The organism is Oryzisolibacter propanilivorax (assembly GCF_900103645.1).
In the GTDB taxonomy this organism is placed as follows: Bacteria; Pseudomonadota; Gammaproteobacteria; order Burkholderiales; family Burkholderiaceae_C; genus Melaminivora; species Melaminivora propanilivorax.
The window spans coordinates 82,627-103,577 of sequence record NZ_FNHP01000005.1 but is presented as its reverse complement, the minus strand read 5'-3'; the positions used below and the strand labels follow the sequence as shown (position 1 = coordinate 103,577).

Annotated in this window: 19 protein-coding genes; 8 read left to right on the top strand and 11 right to left on the bottom strand. The window is 72.3% G+C overall.

What is annotated here, in order from left to right; genetic code table 11:
• Nucleotides 1–113: 113 nt before the first annotated feature.
• Together BLQ61_RS09710 and BLQ61_RS09705 are read left to right on the top strand one after the other, a co-directional pair.
• Nucleotides 114–1,064 (top strand): class I SAM-dependent methyltransferase, encoded by a 951-nt coding sequence (locus BLQ61_RS09710; protein ID WP_091569334.1) that lies wholly within the window; start codon nucleotides 114–116, stop codon nucleotides 1,062–1,064.
• Between the two features lie 57 nt (nucleotides 1,065–1,121).
• Nucleotides 1,122–2,012, top strand: a complete 891-nt coding sequence (locus BLQ61_RS09705; protein ID WP_091569331.1) for an NAD(P)-dependent oxidoreductase — start codon at nucleotides 1,122–1,124, stop codon at nucleotides 2,010–2,012.
• A gap of 112 nt (nucleotides 2,013–2,124) precedes the next feature.
• On the opposite strand, the gene BLQ61_RS09700 is transcribed toward BLQ61_RS09705, so the two are convergent.
• Both BLQ61_RS09700 and BLQ61_RS09695 read right to left on the bottom strand, forming a co-directional pair.
• Nucleotides 2,125–3,876, bottom strand: coding sequence for a M14 family zinc carboxypeptidase (locus BLQ61_RS09700; RefSeq protein ID WP_091569328.1), 1,752 nt, complete (start codon nucleotides 3,874–3,876; stop codon nucleotides 2,125–2,127).
• A 138-nt stretch (nucleotides 3,877–4,014) separates the two neighbouring features.
• Nucleotides 4,015–5,766 (bottom strand): DEAD/DEAH box helicase, encoded by a 1,752-nt coding sequence (locus tag BLQ61_RS09695; protein ID WP_091569326.1) that lies wholly within the window; start codon nucleotides 5,764–5,766, stop codon nucleotides 4,015–4,017.
• A 277-nt stretch (nucleotides 5,767–6,043) separates the two neighbouring features.
• Between BLQ61_RS09695 and ettA the strand changes: the two genes are divergently transcribed.
• Together ettA and BLQ61_RS09685 are read left to right on the top strand one after the other, a co-directional pair.
• Nucleotides 6,044–7,705, top strand: a complete 1,662-nt coding sequence (gene ettA / locus BLQ61_RS09690) for an energy-dependent translational throttle protein EttA (RefSeq protein ID WP_091569323.1) — start codon at nucleotides 6,044–6,046, stop codon at nucleotides 7,703–7,705.
• Nucleotides 7,706–7,762: 57 nt separating this feature from the next.
• On the top strand, nucleotides 7,763–10,018 hold the full coding sequence (locus tag BLQ61_RS09685) for a DUF1631 family protein (protein WP_091569321.1): 2,256 nt from the start codon (nucleotides 7,763–7,765) through the stop codon (nucleotides 10,016–10,018).
• 15 nt (nucleotides 10,019–10,033) lie between these two features.
• Here BLQ61_RS09685 and BLQ61_RS09680 read toward each other — a convergent pair whose 3' ends face one another.
• The 7 genes from BLQ61_RS09680 to BLQ61_RS09650 all read right to left on the bottom strand — a co-directional run bounded on the left by BLQ61_RS09680 (nucleotide 10,034) and on the right by BLQ61_RS09650 (nucleotide 15,976).
• Nucleotides 10,034–11,047, bottom strand: a complete 1,014-nt coding sequence (locus BLQ61_RS09680; RefSeq protein WP_091569318.1) for a P1 family peptidase — start codon at nucleotides 11,045–11,047, stop codon at nucleotides 10,034–10,036.
• Nucleotides 11,048–11,146: 99 nt separating this feature from the next.
• Entirely contained in the window at nucleotides 11,147–11,647 is a 501-nt protein-coding gene (locus BLQ61_RS09675) for a DUF411 domain-containing protein (RefSeq protein ID WP_091569315.1), read from the bottom strand.
• 34 nt (nucleotides 11,648–11,681) lie between these two features.
• Nucleotides 11,682–12,176, bottom strand: coding sequence for a cupredoxin domain-containing protein (locus tag BLQ61_RS09670; protein WP_091569312.1), 495 nt, complete (start codon nucleotides 12,174–12,176; stop codon nucleotides 11,682–11,684).
• Nucleotides 12,177–12,269: 93 nt separating this feature from the next.
• Nucleotides 12,270–12,653 carry a hypothetical protein gene (locus BLQ61_RS09665; RefSeq protein ID WP_091569309.1) on the bottom strand — a complete coding sequence of 128 codons (384 nt, stop codon included), beginning with the start codon at nucleotides 12,651–12,653 and terminating at the stop codon, nucleotides 12,270–12,272.
• A 57-nt stretch (nucleotides 12,654–12,710) separates the two neighbouring features.
• On the bottom strand, nucleotides 12,711–13,331 hold the full coding sequence (locus BLQ61_RS09660) for a YitT family protein (RefSeq protein ID WP_091569307.1): 621 nt from the start codon (nucleotides 13,329–13,331) through the stop codon (nucleotides 12,711–12,713).
• Between the two features lie 153 nt (nucleotides 13,332–13,484).
• Nucleotides 13,485–13,934, bottom strand: a complete 450-nt coding sequence (locus tag BLQ61_RS09655) for a DUF3703 domain-containing protein (protein ID WP_091569304.1) — start codon at nucleotides 13,932–13,934, stop codon at nucleotides 13,485–13,487.
• Nucleotides 13,919–15,976: a heavy metal translocating P-type ATPase gene (locus BLQ61_RS09650; RefSeq protein ID WP_091569301.1), complete on the bottom strand. Its 2,058-nt coding sequence runs from the start codon at nucleotides 15,974–15,976 to the stop codon at nucleotides 13,919–13,921. Before BLQ61_RS09650 ends, BLQ61_RS09655 begins: the two co-directional genes overlap by 16 nt.
• A 39-nt stretch (nucleotides 15,977–16,015) precedes the next feature.
• Here BLQ61_RS09650 and BLQ61_RS09645 point away from each other — a divergent pair, with 39 nt between their 5' ends.
• The 4 genes from BLQ61_RS09645 to BLQ61_RS09630 all read left to right on the top strand — a co-directional run bounded on the left by BLQ61_RS09645 (nucleotide 16,016) and on the right by BLQ61_RS09630 (nucleotide 19,066).
• Nucleotides 16,016–16,483, top strand: a complete 468-nt coding sequence (locus tag BLQ61_RS09645; RefSeq protein ID WP_091569298.1) for a Cd(II)/Pb(II)-responsive transcriptional regulator — start codon at nucleotides 16,016–16,018, stop codon at nucleotides 16,481–16,483.
• Between the two features lie 91 nt (nucleotides 16,484–16,574).
• Entirely contained in the window at nucleotides 16,575–17,387 is an 813-nt protein-coding gene (locus tag BLQ61_RS09640) for an MlaE family ABC transporter permease (RefSeq protein ID WP_091569296.1), read from the top strand.
• Nucleotides 17,388–17,399: 12 nt separating this feature from the next.
• Nucleotides 17,400–18,383 carry an MlaD family protein gene (locus BLQ61_RS09635; protein WP_091569293.1) on the top strand — a complete coding sequence of 328 codons (984 nt, stop codon included), beginning with the start codon at nucleotides 17,400–17,402 and terminating at the stop codon, nucleotides 18,381–18,383.
• Entirely contained in the window at nucleotides 18,380–19,066 is a 687-nt protein-coding gene (locus BLQ61_RS09630) for a hypothetical protein (RefSeq protein WP_091569291.1), read from the top strand. Before BLQ61_RS09635 ends, BLQ61_RS09630 begins: the two co-directional genes overlap by 4 nt.
• A 67-nt stretch (nucleotides 19,067–19,133) precedes the next feature.
• Here the strand turns inward: BLQ61_RS09630 and BLQ61_RS17370 are convergent, their stop codons facing one another.
• Both BLQ61_RS17370 and BLQ61_RS09625 read right to left on the bottom strand, forming a co-directional pair.
• Nucleotides 19,134–19,307, bottom strand: a complete 174-nt coding sequence (locus BLQ61_RS17370) for a hypothetical protein (RefSeq protein ID WP_175488265.1) — start codon at nucleotides 19,305–19,307, stop codon at nucleotides 19,134–19,136.
• A gap of 100 nt (nucleotides 19,308–19,407) precedes the next feature.
• Nucleotides 19,408–20,946 (bottom strand): NAD(P)H-hydrate dehydratase, encoded by a 1,539-nt coding sequence (locus tag BLQ61_RS09625; protein ID WP_091569289.1) that lies wholly within the window; start codon nucleotides 20,944–20,946, stop codon nucleotides 19,408–19,410.
• Nucleotides 20,947–20,951 lie beyond the last annotated feature (5 nt).

Here is a 20,951-nt window from a genome sequence, read left to right as displayed (position 1 = left end):
CTGCACCGGCTCCCCCTGCGCAACGAGCGTTCACCGGCAGGTGGCTTGCTGCAAAATTAATAGCTGGAAGCCCGGACAGAAAAAGGGCCGAAGGGCAAAAACACTCCAAATCCATGCACGCTCTGCTCGACGCCATCGCCACCATGCCCCGCACCACCGATGCGTGCCGCATCTTCCACGGCCGGGGCGGCCGCTATCCGGGTTGCGAGCAGTGGACGCTCGACGCCTATCCGCCGGTCTTCGTGCTCACCAGCTTCGCGTCCGCGTCGGACGACGAGTTGGCCGCCATTGGCGCGGCGCTGCAGGCGCGCTGGCAGCAGATCGGCGACGGCCAGCCGTTGAACTGGGTGTTCCAGCAACGCGGCACGGCGCTGCGCATCGAAGGCCGCAGCGACACCCGGCTGATGGCCGGCAGTGTGCCCGAGCCGCATGTGGTGACCGAGGACGGCGCGCGCCTGCTGGTGCAGGCGCTGCGCGGGCAGAACCACGGCCTGTTCCTGGACATGGCGGAAGGCCGCCGCTGGGTGCGCGCGCAGGTGGCCGCGCACCGCGAACGCACGGGGCAGGGCGCGCGGGTGCTGAACCTGTTCGCCTACACCTGCGCGTTTTCCGTCGCCGCGCTGCAGGCCGGCGCGGCGCAGGTGGTGAACGTGGACATGGGCAAGGGGGCCCTTTCCACGGGCCAGCAGAACCACCGGCTCAACGGCCTGTCAGCGGGCGCCAGCTTCCTGCCGCACGACATCTTCAGCTCCTGGGGCAAGATCACACGCGGCGGGCCTTACGACCTGGTGATCGCCGATCCGCCCAGCTACCAGCGCGGCAGCTTCGTCGCCGGCAAGGACTACGCGCGCATCCTGCGCCGGCTGCCCGAGCTGCTGGCACCCGGCGGCCAGGCGTTGCTGTGCCTGAACGCGCCGGAGCTGGGCGCCCGCTTCCTACACGAGCAGGTGCGCCAGGCAGCGCCCGGGCTGGCGTTCGTGGGCCGCGTGCCCAACCCGGCGGCGTTTGCCGACGTGGACGAGGACCGGGCGCTGAAGGTGCTGGTCTACCGACAGGCCGGCTGAGCGGCGCACAATCGGCGCCACGTTCTCCCACCCACCCAACCAAGCAGCGCATCCGCCATGAGCAGTTCTCCCCGCATCGGCCTGATCGGCGTCGGCCTGATGGGCCACGGCATCGCCCTGAACCTGGCGCGCAAGGGCCAGGCGCTCACCGTGCTGGAGCATCCCGGCAACCAGCCGCTGGACGAGCTGTGCGCCCTGGGCGTGGCGACCGCCCCGGACGTGCCGTCGCTGGCGCGTGCCAGCGACCTGCTGATCCTGTGTGTCACCGGCTCGCCGCAGGTCGAGGCAGTGCTGCTGGGCGAAGGCGGCGCTCTGGCGGCGCTGGCACCCGGCGCGGTGGTCATCGACTGCTCGACCTCGCTGCCCGCGTCCACGCAGCGCCTGGCCGCGGCCGTGCAGGCCGCTGGCGCGCAGTTCCTGGATGCGCCCATGACGCGCACGCCGCGCGAGGCACGCGAAGGCCGCCTGAACCTGCTGGTGGGCGGTGACGCGCAGGTGCTGGCGCGCTGCCGGCCGGTGCTGCAGTGCTTCGCCGAGAACATCACCCATGTCGGCCCGGTGGGCACCGGCCACCGCATGAAGCTGCTGCACAACTACGTCTCGCTCGGCAGTGTGGCGCTGATCGCCGAGGCGGCGGCCTGCGCGCTGGACGGCGGCGTGGCGCCCGAGGTCTTCGTCGATGTGCTGGCCAATGGCGGTGGTGCCGGTGCGGCGCTGGACCGGCTGCGGCCGTTCCTGCTGCAGCACGATGCCTCGGCGCTGCGCTTCGCCATGGGCAATGCGCTCAAGGACCTAGACTACTACGGTGCCATGGCGGACGAGGGCGGGGCGGCACACGCCATCGCCGCCGCCGTACGTCAGACCTTCGCCGATGCCGTGGAGCAGGGCGGAGCGCAGACGCTGGTGCCCGAGCTGGTGGCGCTGCTGCGGTCGGGAAGAATCAGCTGAGGGGCAGGGCTGGAACCATCGGTTTTGAGGAAAATGTGCCCGTAGCCCATATGGACAAAGGGCATGATGCTACTTAAAGTATAGCATAACGCCCTTGCCGGGTAGCCCACGGTCAGTCCATTTCCTCGAACACCAACGGCGGGTTCACCATGACCCGCGCCGTGTCCTGCAGCCCGCCGATCAGCTGGTGCGCGTAGTAGCTGCCGCGCGTGTCGGGCTCCAGCGCGGCGGCGGCCAGGTTGGCCAGGGGCTGGTTCATGGGCACGTAGTAGCTGCCCTCGGGCACGTCGATGGCGGCGCGGCGCGTGGTCAGGCGCAGGCCCTCGCCACGGTCGCTGCCCGGCTGCTGCTCGTACAGGTCGGACAGCACCGACCCCGGCTCGGCCACGCGCAGCACCTGCAGGCCCATCCAGCGCAGGCGCTGTACGGCGTCGCCAGCGCTGGCCGACAGCCAGTAGCCGCAGGGGCGCGCGCGGCGCAGGGTGGGGCGCAGCTGCAGCGTCGAGTCCCACTGCAGGTGCAGCGGGCGATCGGCGCCGGTCTGCGGGTCGATGGCCAGCAGCTCGCGCTGCAGCGGCGTGCCCTGCGCGCGCACCACCAGCTCGCCCCGGCAGGCCTGCGAGGCGATCTCGCGTGCCTCGTACGAGCGCACCTCCTCCAGATTGCTGGCGCGCTCGACAGTGCTGCGAAGCATGCTGGCGATGGCTGTCACCTGGGCGTGCACGCGGCGCTGCAGCTGCTGGCGGTCAAGGTCCGAGCCGCGGCTGTCGATGCGCAGGCTGACGGCGTTCTTCAGGCCGTTGACGTTGCGTGCGCTGTCCGCGCCCGTTCCGCCCATGGCCAGGTGCAGGCCGCCCTCGGCCTCGACCGGGCGGAAGTACCAGTCCTGCGTCAGCCCGGCCTGTTGCAGCGCCTGCACCATCGGCTGGTGGTACCACTCCATGGCGGCGCGGGTCATGAACTCGGGCAAATTGGCGGTGCTGGCCGGCTGGGCCAGCAGGTCGGCGCGCGGCAGCACGCCGGCGCGCTCGGCCAGCAGGCCGCGCACCGGGTATTCGTGTGCGTCCAGCAGGGCGATGGGGCGGTAGTTGCGCACCAGCAGCGCCAGGGACTGGGCCTCGGGCGTGCGCAGCAGCAGGTGGTCGTGGTCCAGGTCGATGCCGCTGACCGTCAGCGGCTGGCCGGCCTCGGCACCGTCGGGGTTGGTGCGCGGCACCACGATCACGTTGATGCCGTCGAGCATCTTCTGCAGCGGGCCCGTGGCCAACTCGCGCGCGATGACCAGCAGCGCCTCGGCACTGGCCGGCTCGTCGCCATGCTGCTGGCCCATCAGCAGCACCGTCGGCCGGCCGCTGGCCTCCAGCGCCGCCACGTCGGTGCCGGGGGCGCGCGTCAGCACCAGCGCCAGCAGCGGCTGGCCGCGCTGCGAGCGGCCGTACTCCAGCACCTGCGAGCGGTTCACGCCACGGCTTTCCGCGGCGAGCTGGCGCAGCCACTGCTGCAGCTCGGCGTTGGTGGTGAAGGCCCCCCGGCCATCGGCCAGGCCGGGCGTGTCGTAGCGCACCGTGGGCGCGGGAAAGCGCGCATCCAGCGGCGAAGCCGGCTGCGGGGCCACTGCGTCCGGCAGCGGCGTGGCCGGGTCGATCGGGGTGACGGTGACCTGGGCCCCCACGTCCGGCGCTGGCTGGCTCAGCGGCGGCGGCACCACCCGCCCCGGCACCGAGCGGGCCGGCGGCTGGCCTGGCCAGGGCGGCAGCGGCGTGCTGGAGCATGCGGCCAGCAGCACGCTGGCAAGCGTCAGCAGCGACAGCCGGGCGGGGCGAAGCAAGCGGGTGCGGCGGGCGGTGGGGGGCGTGGTCGTCATGGCGGATGAGCTTGAACGGATTCGCGGCCGATGTTAGCCGGCCGCAGGCGTGCGGCCGTGACAGAAAAAAGCCCGGCACGGGCCGGGCTGGGAGCGAAGCCGCAGGCACCAGGGCCTGGGCTTGCAGAGCGGGATGGATCAGCGATAGCCGCCGCCACCGCCGCGCGGGCCGCGCGAGCCGCCGCCACCGCCGCTGCGGAAGCCGCCGCCACGGCGGCCGCTGCCGGCCATCATGTCGACGCTGGTGCGCATCGGATCGGGCTGGCCGCCGCCGCCGGCGCGTCGCGGCACCAGAGAGTGACCGGTCTGGGTCAGCATGTGCGCGTTCTCGCTGCGCGGCTGGCTGTCGTCGTGCCGGCGCTGGCCGCCGCCGCCCATGCCGCCGGCGTTGCCGCCGCCGGACGGGCCACGGCGGCGCCCGGTGCCAGCGGCGTTGCCCTGGGGCTGCTGGCCGCGCGCGGCCGAGCGGTGGCCCTGGCCCTGGCCGTTGCCGTGCCCGGCGTTGCGCCCACGACCGCCGCCCTCGCCAGCGCCTGCCGCGGTTTCCTTGCGCTGGCCTTCGCCACCCTGTCGGCCGCGCTGGCCGCCACCGCCGCCCTGGGCGGCCTTGTTGGTACGGATGCGGTCCATCATCTCCTGGCGCGCGGCGCGGGCCGCGGCCTGCATCACGTCACGGCCCGGCGGCTTGCCGGCGCCACCCCAGATGGTCTGGCGGCCCATGGCGATGGGTTCGGCCTGCTCGCCCTCGTCAGGGCCGAAGCCGTCGATGACCTGCACCGGGATCTCCTGCTTGGTGAAGCGCTCGATCTCCATCATGAAGCCCTCTTCGTCCATGCACACCAGGCTTACCGCCTGGCCTTCGCGGCCGGCGCGGCCGGTGCGGCCGATGCGGTGCACGTAGTCCTCGGGGACGTTGGGGATCTCGTAGTTCACGACGTGCGGCAGGTCGTCGATGTCGATGCCGCGCGCCGCGATGTCGGTGGCCACCAGGGCGCGGATCTGGCCGGTCTTGAAACCTTCCAGCGCCTGGGTGCGCGCGCTCTGGCTCTTGTTGCCGTGCAGCGCCATGGCCGACACGCCGTTCTTAGTCAGGTAATCGGCGACGTTGTTGGCGCCGAACTTGGTGCGGGTGAAGACCAGCACCTGGCTCCAGTCGTGCTGCTGGATGATGTGCAGCAGCACCTGCTTTTTCTTCGCGCGGCCAACTGGGTGGATCACTTGGCTGATGCGCTGCACGGTGGTGTTGCGCGGCGTGACCTGGATGCTCTTGGGGTTCTTCAGCAGGCTGCCGGCCAGTTCGCGGATCTCGTCGCTGAAGGTGGCCGAGAACAGCAGGCTCTGCTTGTCCTTGGGCACCAGCGCCAGCACCTTCTTCACGTCGTGGATGAAGCCCATGTCCAGCATACGGTCGGCCTCGTCCAGCACCAGGATCTCGACGGTGGACAGGTCCAGGAAGCCTTGCTGCTGCAGGTCCAGCAGGCGGCCCGGGGTGGCCACCAGGATGTCCACGCCGCGCTTGATGCGCTCGATCTGCGGGTTCATGCCGACGCCGCCGAAGATCACCGTGGACTTGATGTCCAGGTGCTTGCCGTAGCTGCGCACCGATTCCTCGACCTGCGCGGCCAGTTCGCGCGTGGGGGTCAGCACCAGGGCGCGCACGCCGCGGCCGCCGAAACGGCTGGTGGCCGGCTGGCCGCTGCTCAGGCGCTGCAGCATCGGCAGCGTGAAGGCCGCCGTCTTGCCGGTGCCGGTCTGGGCGCCGGCCAGCAGGTCATGGCCCTCCAGGACGACAGGAATGGCCTGGGCCTGGATGGGGGTGGGGCTGTCATAGCCCTGTTCCTGCACGGCGCGCAGAATGGCCGGTGCGAGAGAGAGGTCGTCAAATGTCATCTTTGGTGGATGCGCCCTTCCTGGGCGCGGGGTTCCGATCCGCCGCCGGCAACATGCGTGTTGCCGAACCAGTGCCTGAGGGATCGGAGATTGCAAGAGCGGGAGCCCGGAGCGGCGATGCGTCCTTCGTCCCCAGCTTCAGTGCTGCTGCCAAGGGTGACTGGAGCCCGTGGCGACCGCCATTGTCGCATGCGCCGATAATCATGGGTTGCGCGCGCCTTGATGGGCGCCGGTTTGTTGCTATTTTTTTCAATCTTCCAGTCCCGGACATCCTTACATGGCCCAGTACGTTTTCTCGATGAACCACGTCACCAAGACCGTGCCGCCCAAGCGGCAGATCTTGAAAGACATCTCCCTGTCCTTCTTCCCCGGCGCCAAGATCGGCGTGCTCGGCCTGAACGGCTCGGGCAAGTCGTCGCTGCTGAAGATCATGGCCGGCGTGGACAAGGAATACGAGGGCGACGCCCTGCCCATGCCCGGCCTGTCCATCGGCTACCTGCCGCAGGAGCCGCAGCTCAATCCCGAGCACACGGTGCGCCAGGCGGTCGAGGAGGCCATGGCCGAGGTAAACAACGCCAAGGCGCGCCTGGACGAGGTCTACGCCGCCTACGCCGAGGAGGACGCCGACTTCGACGCCCTGGCCAAGGAACAGGGCGAACTGGAAGCCATCATCGCCGCTGCCGGCACCGATTCCGAGCACCAGCTGGAGATCGCCGCCGACGCGCTGCGCCTGCCGCCGTGGGACGCCATCGTCGGCCAGCTGTCGGGTGGCGAGAAGCGCCGTGTGGCGTTGTGCAAGCTGCTGTTGTCCAAGCCTGACATGCTGCTGCTGGACGAGCCCACCAACCACTTGGACGCCGAGAGCGTGGACTGGCTGGAGCAGTTCCTGCACCGCTTCTCGGGCACGGTGGTGGCCATCACCCACGACCGCTACTTCCTGGACAACGCCGCCGAGTGGATCCTGGAGCTGGACCGCGGCCACGGCATTCCCTACAAGGGCAACTACTCGGACTGGCTGGTGCAGAAGGGCAATCGCCTGGAGGCCGAGCAAAAGGGCGAGGAAGCGCGCGCCAAGGCGCTGAAGAAAGAACTGGACTGGGTGCGCCAGAACGCCAAGGGCCGCCAAGCCAAGTCCAAGGCGCGTATCGCCCGCTTCGAGGAGCTGAGTGACTACGAATACCAGCGCCGCAACGAGACGCAGGAAATCTTCATCCCCGTGGCCGAGCGCCTGGGCTCGAAGGTCATCGAGTTCAAGAACGTCTCCAAGGCTTTCGGCGACCGCCTGCTGATCGACAACCTCTCCATGAACATCCCGGCCGGCGCCATCGTCGGCATCATCGGGCCGAACGGCGCTGGCAAGTCCACGCTGTTCAAGCTGATCGCCGGCAAGGAGCAGCCCGACTCGGGCACCGTGGAGATTGGCCAGACCGTGAAGATGGCCTTCGTGGACCAGCACCGCGACGAACTGGCCAACGACAAGACCGTGTGGGAGGACATCTCCGGTGGCCTCGACATGATCAACGTCGGCAAGTTCACCATGGCCTCGCGTGCCTACGCTGGGCGCTTCAACTTCAACGGCCAGGACCAGCAGAAGAAGGTTGGCAACCTCTCGGGTGGCGAACGCGGCCGCCTGCATCTGGCCAAGACGCTGATCCAGGGCGGCAACGTGCTGCTGCTGGACGAGCCATCCAACGACCTGGACGTGGAAACCCTGCGTGCGCTGGAGGACGCCCTGCTGGAATACGCCGGCACGGTGATGGTGATCTCTCACGACCGCTGGTTCCTGGACCGCATCGCCACGCACATCCTGGCCGCCGAAGGTGACAGCCAGTGGGTGTTCTTCGATGGCAACTACCAGGAGTACGAGGCCGACAAGAAAAAACGCCTGGGCGAAGAGGGCGCGGCGCCGAAGCGCATGCGCTACAAGGCGCTCAAGTAAGCGCGGCGCGGGTAGTACCATGGGGCGGCCTGTTGCCGCCCTTTTTTGTATCCGCTCATGACCCTGCCAGCGTCCCGCGCCAGAACGGTGTTTCGCGCCTGCGTCGTCAGCGCCATCCGCGAGGGAGAGGTGCTGATGCAACAGCTGTGCGCTGCGGCGCTTGCCGGGCTGGTGCAGGACGAGACCGACGGCCGCGAACTCTGGCAGCGCCAGCTGGCCGCTGACGCGCAGCGCCAGCTGACGCAGCACCAAGCGCAGCTGGCCCGGGCCTACCCGCTGGCGCTGCTCGAGGTCTTCGCCGATGGCCCGGCCAGGCCGCGTGCAGCGGCTGGCGCGCAGGACTCGGCCATCGACTTCGGCGAGCTGGCGCTGGTGGACGACGCCGACATGCAGGCGCAGGTGGAGCTGGCGCGCGCCCAGCAGTTGGCGCAGCACGCGACCGAGGCGGCCCTGGCCGAACTGGATGCGCTGGTCAGCTCCGCCCAGGGGCTGCCCAGCGTGCAGGCCGAACGCAACCCGCTGCGGCCGGAGAACTACGTGCGGGCCCTGCAGCGCGTAGTGGCCGACACCGGCGTGGACGACACGCTGCGCCAGCGCTGGATGGCGCACATGCGCGAGGCGCTGGCCCGGCTGCTGGTGGGGCAGTACCAGCGTGCGGCCGCCATGCTGCGCGAGCAAGGCGTGCGGCCGGTGGGCTATGCCCCGGCAGCGCGTGCGCCGGTGGCCGCTGCCTGGGGGGGCACGACCGGAGCGCACGGCTACCCGCCGACCACGGGCTGGAATGCCGGGCCAGGCGCGTCGATCTGGGCCGGCATGTCTTCCGGGGCGCCCCTGGCGGCGCATGCCGAGGAAGCGTTGCTCACGGTGAATCTGCTGCAGCAAATGCTGACCGGCGGGGCCGAGCCAGGCTGGCCGGGTGGGCCCCACGCTGCGGGCGACCCGCCATCGGTGCCGGGGCAGCAGGCCATCGACGACCTGGCGCAGCTGGAGGTGCTCGTGGGACGCCTGGCCGGCACGTCCGGTGCGGGTCCCGCCGCAGCGCTGGCGGGCAGCTCTCTTTCCTCGACGGACCAGGCAGCGCTGGGCGTGGTCAGCCGCATGATGGACAACATTGCCCGCGACGAGCGGCTGCCCGCGCCGATGCAGCGTGCCGTGCAGCGCCTGGCGCCGGCACTGCGCCAGCTGGTGCGCCATGACACCGGCTTCTTCCACGACGAGGACCACCCGGCACGACGCCTGCTGGACGAGCTGACCCAACGCAGCCTGACCTTCGCCGACCCGCACGCGCCCGAGTGCCAGCGCTTCATGCGCCAGGTGGACGAGGCCATCGCCTACCTGGCCGATGCGCGCATCGACAACGCCCGGCCGTTCGCCCGCGCGCTGCGTGCATTGAACCGTGCTTGGGACGAGCAGGACCGCAAGCTGCGCCAGTGGCAGGAGGCGCGTGCGCAGCGTGAGCGCCGCGCGCTGCTGGCCGAGCGCATCGCTGCCAGCTTCCGGAGGCTGCCGCAAGCGCAGGCCGCCAGGCCCGAGATGCTGGCCTGGGTCACCGGACCCTGGGCGCAGGCGGTGGCGCATGCGCAGCTGGACGACGCAGCCGGCGAGGCCGGGGCCAGCCGATTGATGGCGCTGGCGCCGCTGCTGCTGGAATGCGGCACCCCCGCGGCGGGCGACGACGCGCAGGCGCTGGCTGCAGCAGTGCGCCAGGCGTTGCCGGTGGTGGAGCAGGCGCTGCGCGGCTCGGGCCAGCCGGACGAGGCGGTGGCTCAGGTGCTGCAGCGCCTGCGCGACTGGCAGGCGCTGGCGCTGCGCCAGCAGCAGGCGCGCGACCAGGTCGCCGCCTGGCCGGGCAGCGTCGCGGCCGAGAGGCCGCCACCGCAGTCCGGCGGCGGGCCGGCTCCGCGTGCACCGAGCGCCTCAGCCATCGAGCCGGCCAGCACCGTTGCGGCGCAACCGCAGGACGGCGTGGCGTTGCCCGCAGCCGGCGAGGGGCAGCCGGACGAACCGGCGGCCCCCTTGCCGTCGAGCAGCGCGGCTGGCCTGCCGCCGCCTGCGGTGGCCGACGATGGCGCCACCACACCCCCGACTGCGTCCGCGCGGCAGACGCGCGGACTGGCACTGGAGCCGGGCCTGTGGTTCGAGCTGGGAGGCGAACGCGGTAGCGTGCGGCGCCAGCTGACCTGGGTCAGCCCGAACCGCAGCCTGTTCTTGTTCACTGGCGCCGATGGCAGCAGCCAGTCGATGACGCGGCGCATGATCGACCGGCTCGTGGCCGAGCAGCGCTTTCGCCCGGCGAGCGCGCAGACGGGCTGACGCACGGACGTTGACTCAGATCGGCGGATGCAGGTCGGCATGCGCCGGCAGCTGCAGGCCGTCGGGCAGCGCCAGGCCGCGCGCCGCCAGTACCGCGCGCACGGTGGCGCGCGCCACCGCCTCGGCCGCCATGGTGGCCAGCACCATCATGCCGGGGTGCTGCGCCGCGCGGCCGGTGGCCAGGGTGAACAGCGTGTCCCCGTCGCTCATGGTGTGCACCGGGTTGATGCTGCGCGCCAGGCCGTCGTGCCCGGCCACTGCCAGGCGCTGCGCCTGCACCTTGGTCAGCCGGGCGTCGGTGGCGATGACGCCGATGGTGGTGTTGCTGCCGGCTAGCAGCGGGTGCGGCACCTCGCCCGCCAGCAGCGCGCGGCGCGTGTCGCGCAGCGCGCGGCCATCCGGCGTGCGCGCGCCAGCCAGCGGCCGGCCGTTCTCCGGATCGACCACGTCGCCCACGGCGTTGCAGGCGACGAGCGCGCCCACCGTCACACCGGCCACACGCACGCTGGCGCTGCCGATGCCGCCCTTCATCGCATGCTCCATGCCGAACATCTTGCCCACCACAGCGCCCGCGCCGGCGCCGACGTTGCCCTCGGCGGGCGGCTGCGTGCCGGCGGCGGCGCAGGCGGCGTGGCCGGCGGCGGCGGCGGGGCGGATGCGCGCGTCGCCCACCGCCAGGTCGAACAGCACGGCGGCCGGCACCAGGGGCAGGCGCGCCATGCCCAGCTCCAGGCCGACGCCGTTGTCTTCCAGCCAGCGCACGGCGCCGCTGGCGGCGTCCAGGCCGAAGGCGCTGCCGCCGGCCAGCAGCACGGCGTGCACCTCGTTGACCAGGTTGCCGGGCGCCAGCAGGTCGGTCTCGCGCGTGCCGGGCGCCGCGCCACGCACGTCCACCCCGGCCACCGCGCCCTGGCGTGCGATGACCACACTGCAGCCGGTAGGCCGGCGTGGGTCGGTGTGGTGCCCGACCTCGATGCCGGGGACGTCGGTGATGGCGCCGGCAGAGTCGTCGGCGAGCGGATGGGGCATGGCGTGTCCTGCTGCTGAAAGAACCAGGGCGCCACCATATCCCAGCCGCGGGCGCCCACCGTCATCGGCACGGGGCCGACAACCGCCGGCGGGCATGCTTCAGCGATGGCTGCTGAAGACCTGCGTGGCGACATCGTGCTGTGCCTGTCCGAGCGTCACCAGCAGCACGTCGTACGGGTCCTTGCGGCCGCCGTATTCCGGGCCGTCCATGCCCGGGCTGCCCACCGGCATGCCCGGCACGGTGATGCCCAGCGCGCGCGGCTTTTCCTGCAGCAGCCGGCGCACGTCCTGCGCCGGCACATGGCCTTCGACCAGGTAGCCGCCGACCAGCGCGGTGTGGCACGAGCCCAGGCGCTGCGGCAGGCCCAGCCTGGCGCGCACGGCGGCGTTGCCGCTGTCGTGCACGGTGACCTGGAAGCCGGCCTGCTGCATCAGCGCGATCCAGTCCTTGCAGCAGCCGCAGTTGGGGTCCTTCCAGACCTCCATGGCGGGCAGCGCGGCCGGGCCGGCCGCCAGGGAGGGCAGGGCGCAGGCGGCCAGCAGGGCCGCGCCGGCAGACAGGCACTGGCGGCGGGTGAGGGAGCGGGCGATGGTATTCATGGCGTGATTGTCGTGAAAAGAGGGGAAAAAGGGTTCAGGGCGCGACGGTGACGCTGCCGCGCATGCCGGCCTGGTAGTGGCCCGCGATCAGGCAGGCGAAGTCGAAGCGGCCGGGGCGGTTGAAGCGCCAGGCCAACTCGCCCACCTGTCCCGGCGCCACGTGCGCCATGTGCGGCGCGTCGTGTGGCATGCCGGGGTGCGCCAGCATCGCCGCAGCATGCTCGTCCAGCGTCTGCGGCGTGCCCAGCACCAGTTCGTGCAGCACCTGGCCGTGGTTCTCGACGCGCAGGCGCACCACCTCGCCCTGGCGCACCGAGACCTGCGCCGGCGTGAAGCGCATGTCGTCGGTCATGCGCAAGGTGATGGTGCGGCTGGCGATGCCGGCTGGCGCGGCGATGCCCCAGGGCTGCTGGACGGCGGCAGCGGCCGTATGGCCGGCGTGTGCGGCATGGGCACCGCTTTCATGGCCAAAAGTGGCCCCAGCGCAGACAAGCAAAGCGCCGGCTGCTATGTATTTGAGAGTTTTCATGGATCGCGAGAAAGGATGTCGGCAACGGCTGCCGCGCCGCGGGCAGGCACGCGGCGGCCAGGAGCGCGCGACGCGGCGCGCGCAGGGGCACTCTCAGGCGATGGGCGGGCGGGTGGCGCGCGCCACGCCGGCGCTGGCGAAACGTGCGCTGGCGGCGACGGGCGGCGGCGCGGCGCGCAGCACCGGCGTCGCCTGCGGCGCTGGCAGGGTGCAGGCCGCAATGTGGCACAGCCCGCAAGAGGCGCAAGCCACGTGGCCGGTGTGGGCGCAGTCGCCGGCCGCGTCGCCGGTGCAATGGGCGGCTGCCGGCATTGCCGCATGCTGGTCATGCGAACCGCTCGCGTGCTGCATGGCCGTCAGCTGCGCCGGCGCGGCCTGTACGTCCGCTGGTGCCTGCGCCAGCGCCATGGCGTCGCCCAGCAGCCCGCGCAGGAGCAGCAGCAGGGTCAGGGTAAGCAGCAGAAGCGGGCGCGGCATGTGCGGTGGTGGATACGGGTGCGCCGCCCAAGGTTCCCGGCCGTGCGGGCCGGGTTTTCAGCTGGCCAGGTAGCGCCCCGGCTTGTGGTTCATCGCCAGCACCAGGTTCAGCGCCACCGCGCCCAGCACTGACCAGGCGACGCGCTGCGGCTCCACCGCCGCCAGTGCCGCGGCGACGATGCCGCAGTCGATAGCCATCTGTACCTTGCCCGCCCGCCAGCCATGGCGGTCCTGCAGGTACAGCGCCAGGATGCCGACACCGCCCAGGCTGCAGCGGTGGCGAAACAGCACCAGGAAGCCCATGCCCATGAGCAGCCCGCCGGTCAGCGCCGCGTACAGCGGCTGCAGCCGGTCAATGTGCAGCATGCTGGCCTGCAGCTCGGTCAAGAGCGACAGCAGCGCCACGGCGGCGAAGGTCTTGGCGGTGAAGGCCAGCCCCATGCGGCGCAGCGCCAGCCAGTAGAACGGCAGGTTCAGCACGAAGAACCACTTGCCGAAGCCGATGCCGGTGGCGTAGTGCAGCACGAAGGCCAGACCGGCCATGCCGCCGGTCAGCAGCCCGGTGCTGGCCAGGAAGGCGATGCCCACCGACACCAGCGTGACGCCGACCAGCAGCGCCACGCCATCCTCGACGCGCGAGTGCAGCACGGGCGTGGGGGTGGGGGCGGTGGGGTTCATGGTTGCGGAAAAGGAAAAATGGGCGGCGCGGCCGCAGTCCAGCCGCGATTGGGCCGCCAGCGCGGCGCGGCGGCGTTGACGTGCATCAAGGGCAGCGAAGGTGCTGCGGGAATTGATGAAAATGATAGCTGCCGGCCCATGTTCCGTGCTGGCTCAGGGGTGTTTTGGCCCCGAATCTACGGAAACCCCGGCTCCAGGCTGGGCGGATGCCGGCGCCACCGCCGCCATGGCCTGGGTGATGCGCTCGCGCACCAGCGGGCCTGGCACCATCGAGCGGAACGCCGGCACGATGGCGCGGCCGGTGTTGCCCTGTGGCAGCCGGCGCACCAGGTGGCCGAGCACCGTCAGCCCCAGGCGCGCCCACTGGCCGCGCACCTCGAAGCCGTCGCCCAGCGCGCGGGCGTAGGCCAGCATGTGCCAGTGCGCGCGCCACTGCAGCGCCAGCCGGTTCAGGCCGACGACGTGCGCCGCCTCCAGCCACGGCCAGCGCTGCGCCGGCGGCTGGCCGGCGCTGGCCTGGAAGGCGGCCAGCAGATAGTCGAACGCTGCCGCCTGGCGCTGGTGGCCGGCAGGGTTGGGGGCGGTCTTCACGTAGCGGGGCATGGCCGCGATTGTTCCCGAGATCGCGCGGCAGCAGCCGCAGTGCGGTCATCCGGCAGGGCGCGGCGCAGGCGCAGGCCGTTGGCCACCACCGCCAGGCTCACGCCCATGTCAGCGACCACGGCCATCCACATCGTCGCCTGCCCGGACAGGGCCAGACCGAAGAACACCGCCTTCACGCCCAGCGCCAGCGCGATGTTCTGCGCCAGCACGCGGTGCGCGCGCCGCGCCAGGCGCACGGTGTCGGGGATGCGGCGCAGGTCGTCGTGCATCAGCACCACGTCGGCGGTTTCCATCGCCATGCCGGTGGCGTGGGCGCCGCCCATGGCGAACCCCAGGTCGGCGCGCGCCAGCGCCGGCGCATCGTTGATGCCGTCGCCAGCCATCGCGGTGGCGCCGGCCTCGGCCTGCAGCGCGGCCAGGGCGGCCAGCTTGTCCTCGGGCAGCAGGCCGCCGCGCGCGTCCGGCACGCCGGCGGCGCGCGCCACGGCCTGCACCGTGGCGGCGTTGTCGCCGCTCAGCACCACGCTGCGCACGCCCAGCGCCCGCAGCTGCGCCACCGCCTCGGCAGCGTGGCTGCGCAGCGGGTCGGCCACGGCGAACAGGGCGTGCACGCGCGTGTCGTCGGCCAGCAGCGTGACGGTGTGGCCCTGCTGCTCGTGCCGCGCCAACAGGTCCGCCAGCTGCGGCGCCGTGTCCAGGCCGCGTTCGCGCGCCAGGCGCAGGTTGCCCAGGGTCCACGCGCGGCCGTCCATATGCGCCTGCACGCCGCGCCCGGGCAAGGCGCGCACGTCATCGGCGGCGCTGGCGCAGGCGGCCGGCAGCCCGGCGGCGATGGCGCGCGACACCGGGTGGTCGGAGCGGCTGGCCAGCTGCCAGGCGATCGAGGTGGCCAGCGGGTCGGCGCCGTCCAGCATCTGCCAGTGCACCAGCGCCGGGCTGCCGGTGGTCAGGGTGCCGGTCTTGTCCAGCGCCACGGCGCGCAGCCCGCGCGCCGCCTCCAGCGCGGCACCGCCCTTGATCAGGATGCCGCGCCGCGCCGCGGCGGTGAGCGCGCTGACCAGCGTCACCGGCGTGGAGATCACCAGCGCGCAGGGGCAGGCGATGACCAGCAGCGCCAGCGCCTGGTACGCCGCCTGGTGCCAGCTCCAGCCCAGCAGCCAGGGCGCCAGCAGCGCCAGCGCCAGCGCCAGCGCGAAGGCGATGGGCGTGTAGATGGCGGCGAAGCGGTCCACGAAGCGCTGGATGGGCGCGCGGCTGGCCTGCGCCTGCTCCACGACCTGCACGATGCGCGCCAGCAGCGTGCCGGCGGCCGGCGCCGTCACCCGCATCACCAGCTCGCCCTCATGGTTCACGCTGCCGGCAAACAGCGGGTCGCCGGCGGCCTTGTCCACCGGGGCGCTCTCGCCGGTGATGGGCGCCTGGTTCACGGCGCTCATCCCCCGCACCACTTGGCCGTCCAGCGGCACGCGCGCGCCGGGGGCGATGCGCACCAGCGCACCCACCGCCACCCCGGCCGCCGGCAGGCGCGCGGTGCCGCCATCCGGCTGCAGCACGTCGGCCGTCTCCGGCGCCAGCTGCAGCAAGTCGCGGATGGCGTGGCGGGCGCGGTCCACGGCGGCGTGCTCCAGGCGCTCGGCGGCGACGAACAGCGCCATGACCATCGCCGCCTCGGGCCATTGGCCGATGAGCGCGGCGCCGGTCACTGCCACTGCCATCAGCGCGTTGATGCCCAGACGCAGATGGCGCAGGTCGCCCAGGCCGGCGCGGTACACCCCCAGGCCCGACAAGGCGATGGCCAGCAGCGCCAGCGCCATGCCGGCGGCGTCGTGCTGTAGCCAGTGCGCGGCCTCGGCCAGCAAGGCCAGAATCAGCGCGGCGGTGATGCGCGGCCAGCCGGGCAGGGCGCCGTGGTCGTGGTGTTGGTCGTCCCCTTGGCCGTGAGCCTGTGAGGGAGCGGGCGCGCAGGCGCAGGAAGCGCAGGCGCTGGCGGGCGCTGGCGCTGGCGCGGAAGGTGGATGCGGGTGGGTATGCGAATGGCTCATGCGATGATTGGAAACCTTCAAGCCGCTTCAATGTCAAGCATGACCACTGCCCAGCACCGCATCGGCGACGCCGCGCGCCTGTCCGGCGTGCCGGCGGCCAACATCCGCTACTACGAGAAGGAAGGGCTGCTGCCTGGCCAGGCGCGCGCGGACAACCGCTACCGCCTGTACAGCGACGAGGAGGTGCACCGCCTGCGCTTCGTGCGCCTGTGCCGCGCCATGGATATGTCGCTGGACGAGGTGCGCACCCTGCTGCAGCTGGACGCGCGCGGTCTGCAGGCGCCGGGCGGCGCCGCCGACCACGCCGCCTGCGCCACGCTGGACGAGCACCTGGCGCATGTGCGCACGCGGCTGCGCGAGCTGCGCGTGCTGGAGCGCGAGCTGCAGGCACTGCGCGCGCGCTGCGACGGCACTGGCGGACACTGCCACGTGATCGAGGCGCTGCACGCGCGCGCCGATGCCGACCCCGTGCCCGAGCCCGTCACAGGCGCGCGCCGGCATGTGTAAAGCTATGTTTTCAATAGCTGGAAATCTGTATAAACAAAGGGCTGCAGCCGTTTTTGGCTGAAAAACGGGGCCTGTCTTCTATGATCCGCGCATGACCGCCCTGCGCTCCTCTCTGCACCTGCCTGCCCGGCTGGCGTTCACCGCCCGGCGCCTGGGGCTGGCCTGGGCGCGCATCTTTTATCTGGGCGCGGTGGTGCTGGTGCTGATGCTCTCGCCATCCACCTACTCGCGCGGCACGCGCGGGCGGCTGGCGCGGCATCTGGTGCAGAGCACGGCGCCCATCCTGCTGGGCTTCACGCTGTTGGCAGCGCTGCTGGCGGTGGTCATCACCCGCATCGTGGTGGTGACCGCCGAGAGCTACGGCCTGACGCGCTATGCGCTGGAGATGGTCATCCGCGTGCTGGTGCTGGAGCTGATCCCGCTGACCGCCGCGCTGTTCGTCGCCATGCGCGCCACCATCCCCAGCGGCACGCAGCTGGCGCTGCTGCGCCAGAGCGGGCACCTGCAGGCGCTGACCGAGCGCGGCGCCGACCCGGTGCGCATGGAGCTGCTGCCGCGCGTGATCGCCGGGCTGTACGCCAGCGTCACCCTGGCGGCGCTGTCGTGCGTGGTGGCGCTGGTCATGGCCTACCTGGGCGTGTACGGCTTCACGCTGGCCGGCCTGCCCGGCTACACGCGCATGTTCGGCCACGTTTTCACGCCGCAGATCACGCTGGTGTTCGCGCTGCGCACGCTGCTGTTCGGCATGGCGATCTCGCTGATCCCGATGGCCTCGGGGCTGTACGAGAGCCGCGTGCCCGGCCGCGCGCAACAGCCCGCCTCCGAGATGGGCGGCCTGGCGCGCATGTTCGCCGTGCTGCTGCTGATCGAGGTGCTCTCGCTGATGAGCAACTATTACTACTGACTGCCCAACCCCATGTCCGAACCCCGGTCTCCCCTGCCCGACGACGAACTGCTGCGCCCGGTGCCGCACTTGCGCGCCAAGGCTGCCGCGCTGCTGATCTTCACGCTGGCGCTGGTGGTGGGCTCGGCGCTGTACCTGATGTATGCGCGCGGCGTGTTCGAACCCACCCAGCGCCTGGTGCTGGTGACCGACGACTCCGAGGGCGTGGGCGTGGGCATGGACGTGACGTTCTCCGGCTTTCCCATCGGCCGCGTGCGCAGCCTAGGGCTGGCCGAGGGCGGCGAGGTGCGCATCGTCGTCGACGTGGCCCAGCGCGAGGCGCACTGGCTGCGCGAGTCCAGCGTCTTCACGCTGGTGCGCGGCATCGTCGGCGGCACCACCATCAAGGCCTACAGCGGCGTGCTGACCGACCCGCCGCTGCCGGACGGCGCGCAGCGCCCGGTGCTGCGTGGCGACGCCACCGCCGAGATCCCGCGCCTGATGGCCGATGCGCGCCAGCTGCTGGAGAACCTGACGCAGCTGACCGATGCCGACTCGGCCCTGGGCGCCTCGCTGGGCCAAGTGCGCACCCTGACCGAGCGGCTGAACGGCCCTGGCGGCGCCCTGGGCGTGCTGACCGGGGAGGGCGGCGATGCGAAGAAGATCATGGCCACGCTGGAACGGACCAACCAGCTGCTGGCGCGCCTGGACGGCATCGCCGCGAAAGCCGACCGGCAGGTCTTCGGCCACGGCCAGGACCCGGGGCTGGTGCCCGAGGTGCGCAGCGCCGTGGTCCAGCTCAACGGGCTGCTGGGCGACGCCCGGCGCAGCCTGACCCGGGTGGACGCGGTGCTGGCCGAGGCCCAGGCCGTGGGCGCCAACGCGCGCGAGGCCACCACCGACCTGAGCACGCTGCGCGCCGAGGTCGAGACCAACCTGCGCAAGGTAGAGAGCATGATCGACCAGCTGAACCGCAAATGGCCCTTCGCGCACGAATCGGAGCTGAAACTGCCATGAGCCGCACCACCGCCCGCATCTGGCCATCGGCCCTGGCCGTCCTGCTGGCCCTGGCCGGCTGCGCCGCCAAGCCGGTGCCGCCCGACTGGCAGCGTAGTGCGCACGACGCCGCCGAGCGCGCCACCCAGGCTTACCTGAAAGGCGACGACCGCGTCGCGCGGCAGGAATGGCGCAACGCGCGCGCCGAGGTGGCGCGCACCGGCAGCCCGGCGCTGCTGGCGCGGCTGGAGCTGATGCGCTGCGCCGCCGAGGTCGCCAGCCTGGACGGCGACGGCTGTCCGGCGTTCGAGGCGCTGCGTGCCGACGCCGAAGCGCCGGAGCGGGCCTATGCGGCCTATCTGGCAGGGCGCGCCAGCGCGGCCGACAGGACGCTTTTGCCGCCGGCACAGCGCAGCGCCGCCACCGACCCCGCCGCCATCGCCGCCATCCAGGATCCGCTGGCACGGCTGGTCGCCGCCGGCGCCGCGCTGCAGGCCGGCCGGGCCACGCCGGAAGTCCTGGTCAGCGCCACCGATACCGCCTCCGCGCAAGGCTGGAGCCGGCCGCTGCTGGCCTGGCTGCAGGCGCGAGCGCAGCGCGCGCGGGTATTGGGAGACGAAGCGCTGGCCCAGGCGTTGGAGCGGCGGATCGCCCTGGTGCGCTCGCACGGCAAGCCGCCCGCCGGCACGGCGCCTCAATCCTGAAGCGCCAAGGCGCGCAAAGAAAAACCGCCCGAAGGCGGTTGGTGGGGCAAATGCAGGCCGGGCCGGCTCAGTCGAGCATGCCAGTCGGAATGAGCTGGTCGATCTGCGGGTGCACCTGCGAATCGGCCACCTGCACGGTCTGGTGCGGCCAGAGGGTGGTGACGCTGGCGGCCACTGCCAGCAGCACAGTGACCACGAAGGCGGCAAAGGCGGGTGTGCTGGAGTTCAGTAGGCGTTTCATGGCGTTTCCTCGGTTGGGTGGCGAAACGGGCAGGTGGCAAAAGATCCTGGAGGGTGATTGCACCCTGCCGGCGCCGTGCCGGGTGTCGGACAACAGCCAGTCACACGGTCCGCGCTGCGTCGGGGGTCAATGCCCGGGCCAGCGCCAAGGCAGTGCAGGCTCTTTCCTGCGGCCAGTCATCGGCCACCTGGCCATGCTGCCAGCAGGCGCCGGCCGCGGCGTCGAAGGCGGTGGCCGGCGGCAGCGCGGCCAGGCGCGCGCCCAGCAGTCCGGCCAGCACGTCGCCAGTGCCGGCCGTTGCCAGCCGGGCGTTGCCGGTCGGGTTCACCAGTGGCACGCGCTCCGGCGCGGCCACCACGCTGCCCGAGCCCTTGAGCACGACGGTGCAGGCCAGCCGCTCGGCCAGCGCCTGTGCCGCCGCCAGGCGGTCGGCCTGCACCGCCTCGGTGCTGCACTGCAGCAGCCGCGCTGCCTCCAGCGGGTGCGGCGTGAGCACCGTGGCCCAGTCAGCCTGGCTGGCGCGCGCCGCCAGCAGCCGCTGCAGCCGCGCTTCGCCGGCGATGGCGTTCAGCGCATCCGCATCCAGCACCAGGCGCGGTGCCTGTTGCAGGAGGACCGGCAGCACGCCGGCGATAGCCGTGCCGCCGCCGCAGCCGGCGACCAGCGTGGCGCGGTCCAGCGGCAGCGCGTCGAAGTGGCGCGGCATGCATTCGGGCTGCAGCGCCAGGGCGGGGTCGGCATCGGCAGCGTCGCCTAGGAGGCTGATCAGCACCCGCCCGGCACCGGCGTGCAGCGCGGCGCTGGCGGCCAGCAGCGCGGCGCCGGTCATGCCCATGCCGCGCTGCGCGAGCGCCTCGCCGCCGACCACGGCCACGTCGCCAAAGCGGCCCTTGTGGCTGGCATGCGGACGTGGTGGGGTGTCGGGCCGGCCGGCCAGCCAGGCGTCGGGGCCCGCAGTCGGCGGCGCTGCGCCCAGCGTGTCCAGCCAGATGTCGCCGGCCGCATCGCGCCCCAGTGCGGTGAACAGACCGGGTTTGAGGGTCAGCAGCGCCAGCGTATGGCGCGCACCGCGGCCGGGCGGCGCGTCGGGTTCCAGGCCGGGCGCGTACTGCCCGGTATCGGCCAGCAGCCCGGACGGCAGATCGACGTGCAGCACCGTCGCCGCGCTGCCGCGCAGCGCCGCGAGGCAAGCCAGCAGGCGGGAATCGGGCGGCACAGGGCGCGCCGCCGCAGTCAGGCCCAGGCCGAGCAGCGCATCCACCGCCAGGTCCTGCGCACCCAGCGCCGGCGGCTGGCCTACGAAGCGCACGCCCGCATTGCGCGCGCGCTGCCACGAGGCGCGCGCGTCCGTTGGCAACTGGCTTGGGTCATCGGTCAGGCAGGTCACGGCAACCGGCAGGCCGGCTGCCTGCAGCAGGGCCGCGGCCTCCAGTCCGTCGCCGCCGTTGTTGCCCGCACCGCAGGCCAGCCAGACCTGGCGTGCGTGCGGCGCCAGCGCGCGGGCCAGCCGCGCGGTGGCCGCGCCGGCGCGCTGCATCAGCGTGTGCGGCGGCAGGCGCGCGGCGGCCTCTGCCTCGACGGTGCGCGTGGACTGCGTGCGAAACAGGGGCTGGCGGAGGTCGGGCGTGATGCGCTGCATGCCCG